Source organism: Thauera sp. 27, from assembly GCF_000310125.2.
GTDB classification, from domain to species: domain Bacteria; phylum Pseudomonadota; class Gammaproteobacteria; order Burkholderiales; family Rhodocyclaceae; genus Thauera; species Thauera mechernichensis.
In genome coordinates this window covers 1-17,129 of sequence record NZ_AMXB01000058.1, presented here as the reverse complement: position 1 = coordinate 17,129, position 17,129 = coordinate 1, and the positions used below count along the sequence as shown (strand labels likewise).

Here is a 17,129-nt window from a genome sequence, read left to right as displayed (position 1 = left end):
CGGCTGGCGCCGCTCCCACTGGGGGGGGAGAGCCGCGGCTGTGGGCTTTGCTGTGGGAGCGGCGCGAGCCGCGAGCTTCTATGCCTCTTGCAGCACCAGACCACACTGCAAGAGGACCGTCTCAACATAGCCCTCGAAGTAGCGTGACTGCGGGGCCGGATCGTTGAGCGACATTGCTGGCGTGCGGTCTGCAAGCTGCAGCAAGGTCGTTCCGGCGTCGGTGAAAACGTGTGCGCCGACGAGCAGGCCGGTCACCTCGCTTCGCCCATGCTCACCACGCTCGGCGTCCTCGGCCTCGATGCGGAACGTCCGTCCCTGATACCGGACGAGTTCACCGAAGCCCAACTCCACCGCGTGCACCGTGCTCACATTCAACAGGCCAAGGCTCTCCAGCAACACCAGGTCGCGCGTATTCAGGCCGTAGTCTTCCAGTCGGTTGACGAACACCCCCGTCTGGCGCACCGCGCTCAGGCTTACCGGAATGAAGAACACGCCTTCATGCGCCAGCGCCAGGTTGCAGGCGCGCTGGAACACGCCGGCATCGGACGGGCGCATCGTCTTCAACGCAGAAATCGCCGCCAGCGGCACCTGCCCCTCGACGGCCTCGCGGGCCAGCAGCTCGGCCCACAAGGCCTGCAGCGCGTCGCCCTCCTCCATCGAAGCGCCTTCCAGCCACAAGATGCCGAACTTGGTTGCGATGGCGTCGCGCTGTGCTGCACTGATCCCGCGCGCCTGGCAGAGCCGATCGAAACGCGCGGAGATCCGCGAAAGGTTATCCAGGCGCCACCTCAGCCCGAGCTCGGAATTCGACACCAGCGACGCACACCAGCGGCCGAGCGTCTGTGCGATGTTCTCGGACTGCTTCACCGCAGACTGCGTTGCCGCACTGGCGGCGGAATCAAGCAAATCGGATTTATCCATTCGCGTTCATTACCTTGCAGGGGTGTCCAGCCGGGCGCGCGAGCTTGGGAACAGCCTATCTCGCCACGCCCTCAGCCGGGTCTAGCGCGCCGTCCAAATGGTCCACTGCCGCAACGCGGCGACGTCGGTACGGAAATCGAGCTCGGTGAGCAACAGATGTGTCATCGCCCGCCCGAAATGGAAGGCCCAAACATGACGCCGGACCAGCCGACGCCAGAGGTTTGGGCGCTGTTGCCGCACATTCTAGATTCATGCCCGCTCGAGGCCAACCCAGCTATCGAGCAACATCGTATGCGCCTTGCACGCACCACACATCAAGCGAGCGGTGAGGCGCACGGCGCCGGGCTCTGCTGTAGGAGCGGCGCGAGCCGCGAGCTTTTCATCGGGCCCACCCAGGCGGTGTCGCCTTCAACCCCTCGCGGCTGGCGCCGCTCCCACTGGGGCGGGGGAGACCCGCGGCGGTGGGCCTTGCTGTAGGAGCGGCGCCAGCCGCGAGCTTTTCCGATCACGCACCGGGCCGTGTCGCCTTCAACACCTCGCGGCTGGCGCCGCTCCCACAAGAGACCCGCGGCGGCTGGGTTTGCTGTAGGAGCGGCGCAAGCCGCGAGCTTTTTGCCGGCGCTTAGCTGCGGCCGACGCTGTAATACGCCCAGCCGTCGGCCTTGAGGCGGTCGGGGTGGTAGAGGTTGCGGCCGTCGACGATCACGCGGGCGGAGAGGCGGCCTTGCATCTCGTCGAAGTCGGGCGCGCGGAACTGCTGCCATTCGGTGCAGATCGCCAGTGCGTCGGCGCCTTCCAGCGCCGCGTACTTGTTGGCCGCCAGGGTGAAGTCGTCGCGCTCGCCGTAGATGCGGCGGGTCTCTTCCATCGCCACCGGGTCAAACGCCTGCACGCGCGCACCCGCGGCCCACAGCGCCTCGATCAGCGTGCGGCTGGGGGCCTCGCGCATGTCGTCGGTGTTGGGCTTGAAGGCCAGGCCCCACACCGCCACCGTCTTGCCGGCCAGCTTGTCCGCACCACCAAAGTGGCGCGCCAGCTTGGCAAACAGCACCCCCTTCTGGCGGTTGTTCACCGCCTCCACCGCCTTGAGCAGCGGCGCTTCGTAGCCGATCTGGTCGGCCGTGCGCCCCAGCGCCTGCACATCCTTCGGGAAGCAGCTGCCACCGTAGCCGCAACCCGGGTAGATGAAGTGGTAGCCGATGCGCGGATCCGCGCCGATGCCCTTGCGCACCTCCTCGATGTCCGCACCCAGGATCTCGGCCATGTTCGCCAGCTCGTTCATGAAGCTGATCTTGGTCGCCAGCATCGCGTTGGCCGCGTACTTGGTCAGCTCGGCGCTGCGCACGTCCATGAACATGGTGCGCTCATGGTTGCGGTTGAAGGGCTCGTACAGCTCGCGCATCAGCGCGCGCGCCTTGTCCGAATCGGTGCCGATGATGATGCGGTCGGGCTTGAGGAAGTCGCCCACCGCCGCCCCTTCCTTGAGGAATTCCGGGTTCGACACCACGTCGTAGGGCTGCGCCACCCCGCGCTCGGCCAGCACCGCCGCCACGCGCTCGCGCACCTTGTCGGCCGTGCCCACCGGCACCGTCGACTTGTTGATCAGCACCTTGTAGCCCGCCATGTTGCGCGCCACGCTCTCGGCCACCGCCAGCACGTACTGCAGATCGGCCGAACCGTCCTCGTCCGGCGGCGTGCCCACGGCAATGAACTGCACCTGCGCATGCGCCACCCCGCGCGCCACGTCGGTGGTAAAGGCCAGGCGCCCCTCACCCACGTTGCGCGCCACGATCGCATCCAGCCCCGGCTCCCAGATCGGCAGCTCGCCCTGGTTGAGGCGGTCGATCTTGCGCTGATCGATATCCACGCACACCACGTTATGGCCCACCTCAGCCAGGCAGGCCCCCGTTACCAGGCCAACGTAGCCCGTACCAAAAATCGTCAGCTTCATACAACCTCCAATGACATCAAACCCATCACGCGCACGCCCATGCACGCGCGCCAAAATTCAATACGCCCCACCGCCACCGGAGCGGCCACCGCGGCCGGGTACTGTAGGAGCGGCGCAAGCCGCGAGCCTTTCATCAGCCCAACCCGGGCCGCATCGCCTTCAACCCCTCGCGGCTTGCGCCGCTCCCACAAGGGGCGGACACCGTAACGGGCGTACGGGCATTTTCCGTTCGCCCGAAAAATATCCACCTCCACTCCAGCGCCCCAACATGAAGATCAAGACCTACACCGGCGAAGAAATCCGCATCCTCCGCAACAAGCTCGCCCTGAACCAATCCGAGTTCTGGAAGTTCTTCATGACCACACAAAGCGGCGGTAGCCGCTACGAGTCCGGCCGAGACATACCAAGCCCTGTTCAGTTCCTGCTCAACATCGCGTTTGGCACAGACAAGAAGCGCGAGGAGATCATCACTGCGCTACGTGCGCTGGGCAGATTACCAAAGACAAACCGGCGCTCATGAACGTTAGCGCGAATAGACTACGGACTAGTTACCGAGGGCGTACTACCGTCTGAAGACTGCACGCCAGGCATAAAAGGCGAAGCAATACGCAGCCTTGGGTAAGGCCAGGCCTTCGATCTCACGATAGATCTGCCACTGGCGCTTAGCTTTCTTGACCTTGTTCCGCGAAATCGAATTGGGCGTAATCCGGTAACGCGTCAGTGGCTCACCGATCAGATGCGCGCGCTTACCGGTCTTAAGCAACTTCAGCCAAAGTGCGTAGTCCTGCCCCGTCCGAATCAGAGGCATAGAGAGATCGGCAAAGGCGCTTCTACGGAGCATCACGGTCGAGCACCCCAAGGTAGCAGCCTTGCAGAGCATGTCGTCGTAGCCGAAAGAGCCTGAACGGTTGGCATCAACCAGTTTGCCCGTCAAGTTACCCCGTTCGTCCATAATCGCGTATGCAGTGAACGAGAAGTCTATCTTCTCACCCATGAACTGAAGCTGCCGCTCTAGCTTCTCTGGCTCCCAATAGTCGTCGCTGTCGATAAACGCGATGAAATCACCAGCCGCGTGCAAAATAGAATTATTCCTTGTAATTGCAGCGCCAGAATTCTCGATGTTTCTGAACGATTTTACACGTGAGTCCTTTGCAGCGAGCTCGGCAACGAACGCAGCACTACCATCTGTCGAGCAGTCGTCAGTAACGAGCCACTCCCAATTCTGATGACTCTGCCCCCGTATAGATAAATATGTCTCTCCAATATAACTCCGCGAATTAAAGGTCGGAGTAATTATGGACACCATAGAATCAATACTCATACGCTCCCCAAAAAGAACAAAAACTTAATGAGCATCAGCAGAGCAGAGCGCCACCCATCGATCCAAGTAACACGTCATTGACACCTTTAAATCAAAGTTATCTTTAATAGCGAGGCTAGCCCGCTCTCGAATCAAACCAATATCCTGATGCCCCAAATTACGGATTATTTCGGAAGCCATATTTGAATTAGCATTTCCAACCACAAAACCTGTGACGCCATGAGCAACCAGCTCCTCGATGCCAGGTGTATCAGCAACAACACACACGCAACCGGCAAACATAGCTTCCTTTACAACATTCGGAAGCCTCTCACCAGCCTTATCCGAAAGAAGTACAAAAAAACCAGCCGAGGCCATACGCTTTAGTAGTCTCTCCTGAGAAAGAAACCCACAAAACTCAACCCTGTCAGCAACGCCCAAGCTAACAGCGAGGTCCTTCAGTCGCTTCTCATCGGGCCCTTCCCCAGCAATCACAAGCCTGAAACCGGGCAACTCAGGAAGCAAAGAGATTGCAGCATCAAAGCGCTTGGACTCTATTAACCGACCAGCACTCAGTATCTCAAATAGATCCTTTGAAACAGAGTCGCAAACATACTTCCCAAGAGAAGATTGATCAACTCCCCTATGGACCACTGAGACACTTGACGCCGCAACCCCGACCTCTGCCAACTCATGCAGATTAGCCCTTGCGTGCGTAAATACCCCACTTACCCTCCTCGCAAGATCGCCACTAATCGCAAGCCTCATCGCCAAGTCGTAGGCCCCCAGAAACATCGTTACTTTTACCGACCTAAGATCGCTCAATACTAACTGACCAACAAGGGAAGGATAGTGCCCCCAAAAAAGATGAACAACATCGGGACGCTCTCGTCGCAACTCCTTCAACACAAAGAAGCTTGCTGGAACAAACGCCAAGCATCTAATTAAATTACCGATCCGCCGCCACTCCAAAGCCACGACCCACAGCACAAGCTTAAGAAGGAGATCAATTCTATAAAATGCGTACAATAAACCCCCAACAACCTCTCTTGGCCCGCAAGCGCTTATCGTGACATTACTAACCCCTCGCTCCCTAGCCATTTCCTGAGCACGAGAATGTGGCGACCTCATTCCATAGACCCGAACGTCTGCACCCAACTCGACAAGCATTCGCACGTCGTTACACGCAAAAGTCTCTGACGGCGCAGGAAACTGGGTCGTTATGTACGCGATACGCAAACTCATTCTTTAGACCCCTCTGAGACCGTAAACAACAAAGAGAAGATAAAGATAAAAAGCACAGGAAGATAGTGAAATGGACTTAAAGTAATCTGCCCAACAGCCAATGCAATGGCAAGACAACTCAAAGAAAGTCCAATGTAACTACCCTCAACATAAAACTTTCTGAACCCATAAAAAGTCACGAAAATCAAAACTAATGAAAATGAAGCAACGAGAATTGGCCCACCTTGGATAAAATAACTAAGCCATCCAGAATCGATCACACCGACAAAATGAGTAGGCGCTGCCATCGTACCTAAGGGCGAAAAGTCACTATAAAAAACATCAAGAGCCTCTCTCCAGTAGTACAACCGATCCTGAAAAGAACCATCACCACCTAGATCACCAGACAGCACGGCAAACGCCCTAGCCAGACCATCAAGTCGAAAAACCTCAAACTGATTACCAACCGCAAATATAGAAGTCAAGAAAAAACACAACGAAAATACAGTAATAATGAGCCGGCGACTCACTCTCTCGAACTGAATATCACGTAGAAAAATAGAAAAAAACAAGAAACCTACTACAAAAAGGGCGATAACCGCCGTTCTGGAGGTAGAAAGAAACAGAAGATACAAGTGCAGGCCAGCCACCCAGTACCAAATCAACCGTGACCCGCTGCGCTGATAAATAAACCCAATTGCCAAAATAAACACAGAAAGCGCATACCAGCCCAACTGATTTGGTCCGCTAAACAGCGCTGGAACTCGCATAAAGTGGTCAACTTTCCAATTAAGCAGTTCGACAATCGTCGGATTATTGTGCGGGAAGACCGCCGATGGGAGCAGCCCCAGCATTTCCAATAACATAGCTGTTCCATAAATCACATTCAAACAGCCTGCCAGCAACAGCGATCGAGCAAATGCGACCTCCGCCCTAGAAAAGAAATCTGCCCATCCGAGAAGCAAAGCAGCCACCCCCAAAACGAGAGCCCATCTAAGCGAAGCAGAGTAATCAACAATCGAAACAATCCCAAATAAATACCCTAAGATTGGAAACAACGAAAGCAACGCTAAATGAAAAAAAATCGGAAGATCTACCGGTCTAAACCTGAGCTTTGGAACAGCATAGCCTGCCCTTGACGCAAGAGACACAACCCCAGCAAGCGCAAAAACAAAGCTTATATCAACGACCTGAACCGAAAGCCCATATAAGTCAAAACTAATAAAGCTAAACAGAGCTAAGGAGAGTGTAAAAAAAACAATAATCCAATTAAATAGCCTAGTCTCTAGATAAACGGGAAGCGCATTCATCGCCTTACTCACGACTAAAGCAACTCTCTTTCATAGCACTTTGAAATCGCCGACACTCCATACTCCATAGCTCGCTCTTTTGCGCTTTTCAGATCCACCTTCGTTTCTTTCGTTAAGATCTTGGCTAATTCGACGCTCAATGCACTCACATCACCTACAGGAACAAGTACGCCAAACCTCCCACCTCGAAGAATCTCGCGCGGCCCACCAGGGCAATCCGTGCAGATAACGGGAAGCTCACACGCCATAGCTTCTACTAGAACATTACCAAATCCCTCCCACTCCGACGCCAACACAAAGACCGCCGCGTTTTTATAATATGGATAGGGATTCTGAGAAAAAGGAACGATATCAACAACTTCAGAAACATTAAGCTCTTCAACCAAGGAGAGCAGCCTTTCCCGCTCGCTCCCCTCTCCCAATATCAAGAGCCTTATATCCGTCAAGCCCCGAGAAACAATAGCGAAGGCTCGAATAAGAACGTCCTGCCTTTTTAGTGGGTGGAGGCGCCCAACACTGAGAACTACTTTAACGCTTTTGTCCTCAAGCCAACGGTGTGATGCTACTGCACTCGAAAGCTGCTCTAAGTTCGCCGGCAATACTGGATTGCCGATAACTACTACCTTATCCTGACGAGCGACACCGCATGTGAGAAGACTGCGACGCGTCCCCTCTGAGTTTGCAACAATTTTATCCGCACGTCGATACGCTATTTGCATTATTCTCAACATTAGCCACTTTTTCAGCGGGGGCAGTTTTAAGACCCCATCCATCGTGCTTGCCTCTCTGAAAACCATTCTTGCCGCAGGATAAAAATACCCAGCGATTCCCGTCATCACATTTGACAGTCGAACGACAGAAAGAACCGTAGTTGGCGCTATTTCACGAAAGGCTTTTAATAATCTCGGAAGTACGTAGCGAACGCGCGAACTCTTCAGATCAAGGATCTTGACGGAATCACTGACTTGCTCTCGATAAGGCCCAAAACCGTTAAAAACGACAACCACAACACTGTGCCCGCTCAAAGCATATTGATTAGCCAAATTAACGGCAATACGCTCAGCCCCTCCTCCTGTGAAAGAGGGGACTACTACACACAGGTTCATCATGGCAACTCCACAGCAAAAATTCAACTAATCTAGGCTGTATATTTTACACCCATCAAAGCCAGCTTAATTTATTAATATAAACACACCCAGCCAATGGTTGAATAAGAACTTAAAAACAAAACCTAATTCTGACAAACCTAAAGAACGACTACAAGTTAATAGCAAGCCCGATTAAAAAACAAACCAAAATATTAGAAATTACTTTAACACCTTAAAGCAAATCACTCAAATACCCCCACTTCACTTAACCTTAGATCGAAAAGCAACCCAGAAAATCATAAAGACATATGACGCCGCACCAAACATGGAGAATAATGCCACTGCCCACAAATCACTCTCAAAAACGAAGAAACCAGCGAACAAGCCTAACGCCTTGAGGGCAATGCTTCCTATCTCATATAGCAGCAATTCTTTTTGCAACCCGAGGACCGGTACAGCCGCGAAGCTCGGCTTATTTATTAAATTGAAATAGAAAAATATTGCAAGCCAGCGAGCATATTCGCCGGCTGCAACCCACTCTGAGCCAAAAATCCAGCTAAATAATAACGGACCATAGAACACCACCACTCCAAACGGCAGCGCCCCAATGAAGGCAAGAAGGGTAGTACTACGCACAAGAGGCCGATACAGGCACTCTCCATTCCTGAACGCCTCAGCCAAGTGAGGATACAAAACATCCCGAAGAGCCTTCCCCACCAATACGCTTGGAACACCCATAGACATTTTACTAATAGCATAATAGCCAGCTGCAACAGGACCAAAAAGACCGCTTAACAGTAAAATTGGAAGCCCTTGCGACAGATCACTTATAAAGCTCTGGGGCGCCCTGTATAACGGGAAATCTATATATTTCCTAGCCGCACGAAAAGGCGATAAAGGACTGCTCGCACTTTCATCCCTGTGACTTCGCGCAAAAGCAAAAATAGCGCTGCCAGCAAGCAATGCGGCATGCAGTGCATAGCCCATCGTCGCGACTGCAATTAACGCGACCCCGAAAGGGTACAAAAGACCCACGCCGACCTTGGCGACATTCAGTATTAGAGAGTGAATCACCGCTGATCGAGCGATTAATCTAAACTCCTTCATTCGTATAAGCCACTGCATTGCCAACTGCAGAAGAACTGCAAACAACATTGCAAAAGGTATAAATAGAATAAAGTCTTTTAAAGGCTCAATATCGAAGAGCTCCACTAACAGATCCTTGGCCATCCAAAAGAAAGTACCAAACAGCAAGGAAATAATAATGGATAAGAGCACCGAGAGCCGCACAAGCGCAATCGCCTCTCGATTGTGTGCTGGCAGCACGACGGCAAGAGGATAAGCAAGTGCAGCAAGGGGTATTGTTAAATTTATAACCGCAACGAAGACCCCAAACAAGCCAAATATTTCAGGTCCGTAGATCCGCGTGACTAAGGGAGTAAAAAGCAAAGTAATAATCTGCGCCGCTGCTGTTCCAGACACAACAACGCCCACGCTACGAAGAATCTTACTAGCCCAAGCTTGTTTGAATAACTTTGCGACAACTGCTCGAGTTCCTCGTAGCATTTTCTAATCACTAGATTTTGTTATGAATAACACAGAAGGCAGCAGCGCCATAATCAGGCCTTACATTTTTGAAAGCCATCTAAGATCAATCACTGGTGCATATTATGAGTACTGTATATCAAGCACTTTCAGTCTCTCATAGGCTCAAAGCATGCCACTGCATGCTTTGACCATTCGGAATGCTTGCATCGTCGTGCAGGACTAATTACCGAAGACAGTACTGAAACCCTGACAACCAGCGCTTTTTGGGGGCAGCAGAGAAGCCGGTAGCCGCGGCTCCTCTGCTTTTGAATGGCTTTTCGTTCTTACCTAGCTCATCATCGCTAAACGAGCTGACAGCGATGGTCGGAGTCACAACCTGAGGTCGGCTTGGGATCGCGGCAGCACGTACTTCAAGTCATACACGACATGGTCTTTCTTACCGAGCGCGCGGATCGCAGCTGGGCCCATGGCCTTGAACTGATCATGCGCCACACCAACGATGATGGCGTCGTAGGCGCCCTGCTTGGGCGCATCGATGGGGGTAAGGGCGTATTCGTGCTGGGCTTCGGCTACGTCCACCCAGGGGTCGTACACGTCGGCCTGGATGTTGTACTCGCCCAGCTCCTTGACGATGTCGACGATGCGGGTGTTGCGCAGATCCGGGCAGTTTTCCTTGAAGGTGAGGCCCATGACCAGCACGCGCGCGCCTTCGACGGTGATGCGGCGCTTGAGCATGGCCTTGACCAGCTGCGACACCACGTAGGCGCCCATGCCGTCGTTGAGGCGGCGGCCGGCGAGGATGATCTCGGGGTGGTAGCCGATGGATTGCGCCTTGTGGGTAAGGTAGTACGGATCCACGCCGATGCAGTGGCCGCCGACCAGGCCGGGACGGAAGGGCAGGAAGTTCCACTTGCTGCCGGCGGCCTGCAGCACGGCCTCGGTGTCGATGCCCATCTTGTTGAAGATGATGGCCAGCTCGTTGATGAGGGCGATGTTGACGTCGCGCTGGGTGTTCTCGATGACCTTGGCGGCCTCGGCCACCTTGATGCTTTCGGCCTTGTGGGTGCCGACGACGATGATCTGGCGGTAGAGCTGGTCGACCAGCTCGGCCACTTCGGGCGTGGAGCCGGCGGTGACCTTCTTGATGGTGGAGACGCGGTGTTCCTTGTCGCCCGGGTTGATGCGCTCGGGGCTGTAGCCGGCGTAGAAGTCGACGTTGAACTTGAGGCCGGACACCTTCTCCAGCACCGGCACGCAGTCTTCTTCGGTGGCACCGGGGTAGACGGTGGATTCGTAGATGACGATGTCGCCCTTCTTGAGCACCTTGCCGATGGTCTCGCTGGCCTTGACCAGGGGGGTGAGGTCGGGCTGCTTGTGCTCGTCGATGGGGGTGGGGACGGTGACGATGAAGGTGTTGCAGGCGGCCAGCTCCTGCAGGCTGGCGGTGTAGCTGAGGCCGGTGGCTTCGGCGAGCTCTTCGTCCGAGACTTCGAGCGTGGCGTCGTGGCCGCTGCGCAGGGCGTCGATGCGAGCCTGGTTGATGTCGAAGCCGACAACGCTGCGCTGCTTGGCGAATTCCACGGCGAGCGGCAGGCCGACGTAGCCCAGGCCGATGATGGCGAGCTTGATGGAGTCCAGAGTGTGGGTGGTCATGATGGTAGGCGTGTTACGGATAGAAGGAGTTTGAATGCGGTGTGTTTCGAGACGATGGTAAGCAGGCTGCAGAGCGGCAACGGGGGCCGTCAATGCAGCTCGCGGGCCAGGTCGGCTCTTGGGGCTGCAACGTCATTGTGCCCTTGGTGATGGGCGCGCTGGTTGACCTGCTCGTCGACGATGCGGCCGTTTTGCACATAGGTGAATGACTCCTCAAGCAGTTCGCACCGGCCCACGCGGCGTTCGCCGCGGCGCTCGTCTGCGTGCGGGGTGCGGTGCTCTGCGCGGCGCTCGTTGGCGGGGTCGCGGGTGACATAGCCGCGCACGAAGGCGTTGCGGTCGGGGCGCATGACGCGCTGCAGCAGGCGCATGTAGAGACTCTGGTAGGCGAGCGGGGCGATGTCTTCGTCCACCACGATCTGCACCACGGCGTAGCGGCGGCCGGCATGCTCGGGGTCGCCACGGTATTCGTACAGGCGGGTGCGGAAGACGGTGTTGTCCTTGAGTTCGGGGGCGACCAGGGCGTTGATCTGCTCCACATGCTCGAGGCTGGAATTGCCGAAGAACACGCCGCAGTTGAGCGCCGGGGTGAGATGCAGGCTGCGGTGCAGGCGGCGCAGCATGGGCACGAAGCGCCACGGCCGGGCGGTAAAGCGCAGATACACCGCAAACACGCCGACAAAGCCGGCAAACATGAGCGCGTCGGGCACGCCCAGCCAGGCGCCGAGCAGGCCGAACAGGCCCAGGCCCAGGTGCAGGCTACCGATGATGGTGACGGTGTGCTCGACCCGGAAGCCGGCGCGCTGCAGCAGGTGGTGCAGGTGGTGGCGGTCGGGGCTGAAGGGCGACTTGCCCAGCCAGACGCGGCGGGCCATGACGGCCAGGGTGTCGATGAGCGGCACGGCAAACATCCACAGCGCCACCACCGGGGGCACCAGGGGCTGCTCGCCCTGGGTGATGTCGATGAGCTGCCAGGCGATGAGCAGGCCGAGCATCATGCTGCCGTTGTCGCCCATGAAGACGCGGGCGCGGTGCTGGCTGCCGAAGCGCAGGTTGAACCACAGGAAGCCGGCCACGCCGCCGAGCAAGGCCATGGCCAGCAGGTGGCCGCTGCCGTCGCCCGCACCCAGGGTGACGAGCGCAACCAGAGCAAGCGTGCCGGCCGCCACGGTGCCGGACAGGCCGTCGATGCCGTCGACCATGTTAAGGGCGTTGATGCAGCCGACCACGCCGAACACGGTGAAGGGCACGGCGATGATGCCGAGCGACAGCGCGCCGATGAGCAAGGGGTCGCCGAGGCCGACCAGCACGATGCCGCCGCCATAGACCATGAGCAAAGCCAGCCCGGCCTGGATGACGAGGCGGATGCGGGCGCTGAGCTTCCAGCGGTCGTCAGCGAGGCCCACGCCCCACATGACCAGCGCGCACACTGCGAGCGAGGCCCAGGCCAGGGACTGCGCGGGCAGCAGCCACAGCAGCATGCCCACGGCCAGCAGCAGCGCAGCGAGCACACCAAAGCCACCCACGAAGGGGGTGCTGTGCACATGCTGCTTGTGTTCGCCCGGGTGGTCGATGAGACCGACATGGGGAGCGAGGCGCAGCATGCCGCGGATGACGGCGGCAGACAGCGCCGTGGCCAGGATGAGTGTTAACAGGCCCCACATGGTGATACCTCGCTCAAAAAACGTTGTGCCTTGGTGGCACGGCGGGCAGCGGCTGGTAAGGCGGCTACCGCGTTGCAGCAATTCATTGGGCATGTGCCCGGGGCGCAGCTTGCCGCGCCGGCTAGCGCGCCCCTGTCTCGTGCGCCCTGTCGCGCGCCTGTAGGAGCGGCGCAAGCCGCGAGTTTTTTGGGCCCTGGACGAGGGCCCACGGTTTCAAAAGCTCGCGGCTGGCGCCGCTCCTACAGCGAACCCCAACGACGCGGTTGGTCGCGTTGCAGGCGCGGCTCAAGCCGCGTGATCTTGTTCAACAAATCCGGCGGCAGTCAGGACTTGTACTTGTATTGATAGTGGTAGCCCTCGTAACCGAAGCGGTGACGTTGGCGGCGGGTGTCGAAGCCATTGAAGACGAAGCCCTTGACCGCGGCGCCGCCGTGTTCGAAGCGCTTGACGGCCTGTTCCAGCTCGCGGATGGGGTGGCGGCCGGCGCGGGCGACGAGCAGCGTGGCGCCGACCATGCGGCCGATGATGGCGGCGTCGGACACGGCCAGGATGGGGGGCGCGTCGACCAGCAGCACGTCGCAACGGTCTTCGAGCGCTGCGAGCATGTTGGCAAACTGCGGGTGCATGAGCAGTTCGGACGGGTTGGGCGGGATGAGGCCGGTGGTGACCATGTGCAGGTTCTCTACCGCCGTGGGCTTGACGATGACCTCGAGCGTGGCCTTGCCCATGATGTAGTCCGACACGCCGAGGCCGCGCGGCACGCCGAAGGCCTTGTTGATGTGGCCCTTGCGCAAGTCGGCATCGACGATTATGACGCGCTTGCCGGCCTGGGCGAGCACGGCACCGAGGTTCTTGGTGACGAAGCTCTTGCCGACGCCGGGGGCGGGGCCGGTGATGAGGACGGAGCCGCTCTCGGCGCCGAGCAGGGCAAAGTGGAGCGTGGTGCGCAGGCTGCGCAGGCTTTCCATGGCGTCGTCGTCGGGGTTGACGATGGCGAGCAGTTCGCCCTTGCCGCCCCTGCCGCGCAGGATGCGGCGTTCGATGCCCTCCTCGGCCTTGCTGGCCGGCACGGTGGCGTACACCGGCAGGGCGAGCTCGCGTTCGATGGTCTGCGGGTCTTCCACCACCACGCGCAGGGCGCGGATGCCCCACACGGTGCCGAGCGCGCCGAGCAGGCCGAGCACGCCCGACAGCAGCAGGATGAGGGCCTTGCGCGGGGCAACGGGGAATTGGGCGGTGACGGCCGAGTCGATGACGCGGACGTCGCCCACGGTGCCGGCACGGGCCACGCGCAGCTGCTGGGCGCTGTTGAGCAGGTTGGTGTAGAGGGCGGTGGCGACTTCGACGTCGCGGCGCAGCTGCAGGGCGACCTGCTGGGTTTCGGGCAGGCGCGAGACGTTGCCTTCGAAGCTGGCGCGGCGGTTGCGCAGGCGGCTGATCTGGGCGTCGAGGGCGATGACCTGGGGGTGCTCGGAGGTGAAGCGCTGGCGCAGTTCTTCGCGCTTTTGCTGGAGGGCAACGATTTCGTTGTCGGCTTCGACCACCGAGCGCAGCACGGACTGCGTCTCGAGGGTGAGGTCGACCGAGCCACGCGACTGGCGGTATTCGTTGTAGGCGGCCTCGGCGGTGTCGAGCTGGCCCTTGAGCTCGGGGAGCTGGGCTTCGAGGAAGGCGAGCGTGGACTCGGCTTCGGCCGAGCGGTATTCCACGTTCTGACGCACGTAGGCGTTGAGGATCTCGTTGAGTTCGGTGACTAGTGCAGCCCTGTCATCACCATGCAAAGCCAGCTCGATCACGCCCGAACCACGTACTCTTGAGCTACCGCGCTCGCGCGCTTCGAACCGTTCGCGCAGTTGGGAGATGGCTTGCTGCTGGCTCTGCCGAGTCAGCATGAACTTTGTGCCTGGGCGTGCGACGAGTTCCGACAGGAAAAGCGATACACCGTTAGCGCTGACCGACTCGCCGACTCGCGCATCGAGCACGAAGCCGCCCTCCTCGTCATGCAGCGCCAGGCCTCCGTCCTGACCAACCTGAAGAAGGAAGGGCATGCCCAGCATACCTTCCGGCACCTCGAAGCGCTCTACCCGGATACGCTCACCCCCCCATGCGTAGCTGGACAGTCCAAACATGGGCGGCGCCGGTTCCAGCCCAGCGTAGCGTCGCGCAAACGCTGCACCGAAGATTGGCGCACGTACCGGCTGGGCCTGCACGGTGAGGTTGAGGCGGTCGACGACGCGGCCGAGGATCATGCGCGAACGCAGGATCTCGAGTTCGGCGGCGACGGAGGTGGTGTCGCCGAGCACGGCTTCGACGTCGCGCAGTGCGGCGAGGCCGCCCTTGGCGCTCTTCTTGTCTTCGACCTGGACGAGGGCGTCGGCGCGGTAGATGGGGGTGGAGACGAAGGCGACGACCCCGCCCACCAGCACGGCAAAGGTGCCGATGGCGAGGATGAGCCACTTGTATTCGAGCAGCACGGCGATGATTTCGCCGAGGTTGATGAAGTCGTCGTTACCGCGCGCGGCTGCGCTGCGGGTGTTGGGGCCGGCTTCGGGCTGGGCGGTGGTGGCGGGATCGCGGCGCAACGGGGTCTTCCTGTCGTATTTGGGTTGATGCGGTGGTCACGGTGACGGCACCGTGCGCGCGGCACGGCGGCGGCCCGCACGCGGCGGGCCGGCCCAGGCCTTACTGGCGGCCGCCGAACAGCGGGTAGCGCACGTCGCTGGTGAAGTTGAGCATCTGCGAGGTGGGCAGGATGTTGCTGACGACACGGTTCCAGCGTGCCACCGGGGCGACGTCGACATAGACCACGTCGCGCGGCAGCAGCGGGAAGCTCTCGGCCAGCAACAGGGCGTCGGGGGTGCGGGCGTTGAGGTGGAAGAGCTCGGAAGTGCCGTTGTCGCTGCGCATCACGTAGACCCAGGCGGGGTCGGAGGTGACCTGGTTGACGAAGCCGGCGTCGGCCAGGGCTTCGGCCAGGGTGGTGCGGCGCTTGTTCATGACCATGGAGCCGGGACGCTGCACTTCGCCGAGCACGAACACCTTGTTGCGGCTGCGGTCGAGCACGTTGACGATGTCGCCGGGCTGCAGCAGCACGTTCTGGCTGGTGTCGCCTTCTTCGTACAGGGCCTGGAGGTCGACGCGGTAGGTTTCGCCGTTGCGGGTGAGCAGCACGTTGCCGTGGTCGGCGTGTTCAGTGATGCCACCGGCACGGTTGACGGCTTCGACCAGCGTCATGCGGATGTCGTCGATGGCGAGCAGGCCAGGCTTGGCGACTTCGCCGACGAGGTACACGCGCTTGCTGCGGAAAGAGACGATGCGGACGTCGAGCTGGACGTTTTCGATGACCTTGGCGAGGCGCTTGGCGAGCAGTTCGCGCACTTCGCGCGGGGTGAGGCCGGCGACCTTGACCACCCCGGCGTAGGGGAAAAAGATGGTGCCGTCGTCGGCCACCAGGGTGCCGGACTGCTCGGCCGAGCGGTAGGAGCCGGCAGGGATGGTGATTTCGGGGTGGTCCCAGACGATGACGTTGATGATGTCGCCGGGGCCGAGGCGGTAGTCCTGGTGGGTGAGACCGGGATCGGGCGCGGTGTTGTCGCCCCGGGTGGCGGTCTGCCCGCCGGCGTTGCCGGTGCGGAAGCGCGAATCGCCCGACGCCTGGCTGGCCTTGAAGTGCTGGATGATGAGTTCGGCCGTGATGGGGGTGATGCTGACCGTGGCCGGCACCTGCTCGCCGCCCTGGGTGACGGGCAACTCGACACGCGATTCGTCGCGCATGAAGCTGCCGCTGACGCCCGGGATGAGCGTGCAGCCACTCAGCGCAGTGGCCGCGGCAACCAGGACAAGCCCGCGCAACGCACCCACGGGGTGTGCGGCAGTCGTGCGGCGGGCTGGCAGGTTGGTGCTGGGTGTGTTCATCGGATACCCCGTCTGTATGTTCTCGGTATGTGGCGGTTGCCCATGCTGCTGCGCCACAAGGGCAAGGTGCGTGCATCAACCGAGTGCTTTAGCAAGAAGCACACCTGTCATGCCGCACAGCACAAAAGCCGACATTCTATCAGTGCTTTGGCAGTAGCCTAAGACCGTCATGTTACGGCAATGAAACGCCCTCCGTGACGAACTGTAAAGAATTCCGACACTTTTTTTGATGAGAAAAGGGTATCCCCTTTGCAAACAAAGGCAGACCGGGCATTCAAGCCATTGGCATCGCCCGATGCCAGACGCGCACCCGCCGGGTTCCGTAGGCGCGGCGCGAGCCGCGAGGGGTTGGGGCGACGGGCGTGGGTGGGGGTGATGAAAGGCTCGCGGCTGGCGCCGCTCCTACAGCAGACCGCGGCGCGCCTCCCCCGTGGGAGCGGCGCAAGCCGCGAGGGGTTGAAGGCGGCGGGCGTGGGGGGGTGCGACGAAAGGCTCGCGGCTGGCGCCGCTCCTACAGCGGCCGTGGCGCGCCTCCCCCGTGGGAGCGGCGCGAGC

General features: G+C 59.2%; 12 protein-coding genes. 1 reads left to right on the top strand and 11 read right to left on the bottom strand.

Features of this window, described 5'->3' with window-relative positions; genetic code table 11:
* Nucleotides 1–78: 78 nt before the first annotated feature.
* Nucleotides 79–921, bottom strand: a complete 843-nt coding sequence (locus B447_RS20200; RefSeq protein WP_037983266.1) for a DUF2806 domain-containing protein — start codon at nucleotides 919–921, stop codon at nucleotides 79–81.
* Between the two features lie 622 nt (nucleotides 922–1,543).
* Entirely contained in the window at nucleotides 1,544–2,872 is a 1,329-nt protein-coding gene (locus B447_RS20190) for a UDP-glucose dehydrogenase family protein (RefSeq protein WP_002945193.1), read from the bottom strand.
* Nucleotides 2,873–3,140: 268 nt separating this feature from the next.
* Between B447_RS20190 and B447_RS20180 the strand changes: the two genes are divergently transcribed.
* On the top strand, nucleotides 3,141–3,392 hold the full coding sequence (locus B447_RS20180; RefSeq protein ID WP_002945190.1) for a helix-turn-helix domain-containing protein: 252 nt from the start codon (nucleotides 3,141–3,143) through the stop codon (nucleotides 3,390–3,392).
* A gap of 42 nt (nucleotides 3,393–3,434) precedes the next feature.
* On the opposite strand, the gene B447_RS20175 is transcribed toward B447_RS20180, so the two are convergent.
* The 9 genes from B447_RS20175 to B447_RS20150 all read right to left on the bottom strand — a co-directional run bounded on the left by B447_RS20175 (nucleotide 3,435) and on the right by B447_RS20150 (nucleotide 16,574).
* On the bottom strand, nucleotides 3,435–4,193 hold the full coding sequence (locus tag B447_RS20175) for a glycosyltransferase family 2 protein (protein WP_037983259.1): 759 nt from the start codon (nucleotides 4,191–4,193) through the stop codon (nucleotides 3,435–3,437).
* Between the two features lie 24 nt (nucleotides 4,194–4,217).
* The gene (locus tag B447_RS22380; protein WP_088179223.1) at nucleotides 4,218–5,342 is read right to left on the bottom strand and encodes a glycosyltransferase; all 1,125 of its coding nucleotides are present in this window, start codon (nucleotides 5,340–5,342) and stop codon (nucleotides 4,218–4,220) included.
* Nucleotides 5,343–5,413: 71 nt separating this feature from the next.
* Nucleotides 5,414–6,706 (bottom strand): O-antigen ligase family protein, encoded by a 1,293-nt coding sequence (locus tag B447_RS22375; protein WP_083491506.1) that lies wholly within the window; start codon nucleotides 6,704–6,706, stop codon nucleotides 5,414–5,416.
* 14 nt (nucleotides 6,707–6,720) lie between these two features.
* The gene (locus B447_RS22370; RefSeq protein ID WP_083491505.1) at nucleotides 6,721–7,815 is read right to left on the bottom strand and encodes a glycosyltransferase; all 1,095 of its coding nucleotides are present in this window, start codon (nucleotides 7,813–7,815) and stop codon (nucleotides 6,721–6,723) included.
* Nucleotides 7,816–8,055: 240 nt separating this feature from the next.
* On the bottom strand, nucleotides 8,056–9,360 hold the full coding sequence (locus tag B447_RS20170) for a lipopolysaccharide biosynthesis protein (protein WP_037983255.1): 1,305 nt from the start codon (nucleotides 9,358–9,360) through the stop codon (nucleotides 8,056–8,058).
* Nucleotides 9,361–9,711: 351 nt separating this feature from the next.
* Nucleotides 9,712–10,995, bottom strand: coding sequence for a Vi polysaccharide biosynthesis UDP-N-acetylglucosamine C-6 dehydrogenase TviB (tviB, locus tag B447_RS20165; protein WP_002945180.1), 1,284 nt, complete (start codon nucleotides 10,993–10,995; stop codon nucleotides 9,712–9,714).
* Nucleotides 10,996–11,084: 89 nt separating this feature from the next.
* A complete protein-coding gene (locus B447_RS20160; RefSeq protein WP_002945179.1) occupies nucleotides 11,085–12,659 on the bottom strand; it encodes an MraY family glycosyltransferase in 1,575 nt (524 codons plus the stop codon).
* Nucleotides 12,660–12,982: 323 nt separating this feature from the next.
* Nucleotides 12,983–15,241, bottom strand: coding sequence for a polysaccharide biosynthesis tyrosine autokinase (locus tag B447_RS20155; RefSeq protein WP_002945177.1), 2,259 nt, complete (start codon nucleotides 15,239–15,241; stop codon nucleotides 12,983–12,985).
* Nucleotides 15,242–15,341: 100 nt separating this feature from the next.
* The gene (locus B447_RS20150) at nucleotides 15,342–16,574 is read right to left on the bottom strand and encodes a polysaccharide export protein (protein WP_002945175.1); all 1,233 of its coding nucleotides are present in this window, start codon (nucleotides 16,572–16,574) and stop codon (nucleotides 15,342–15,344) included.
* Between the last annotated feature and the right edge of the window lie 555 nt (nucleotides 16,575–17,129).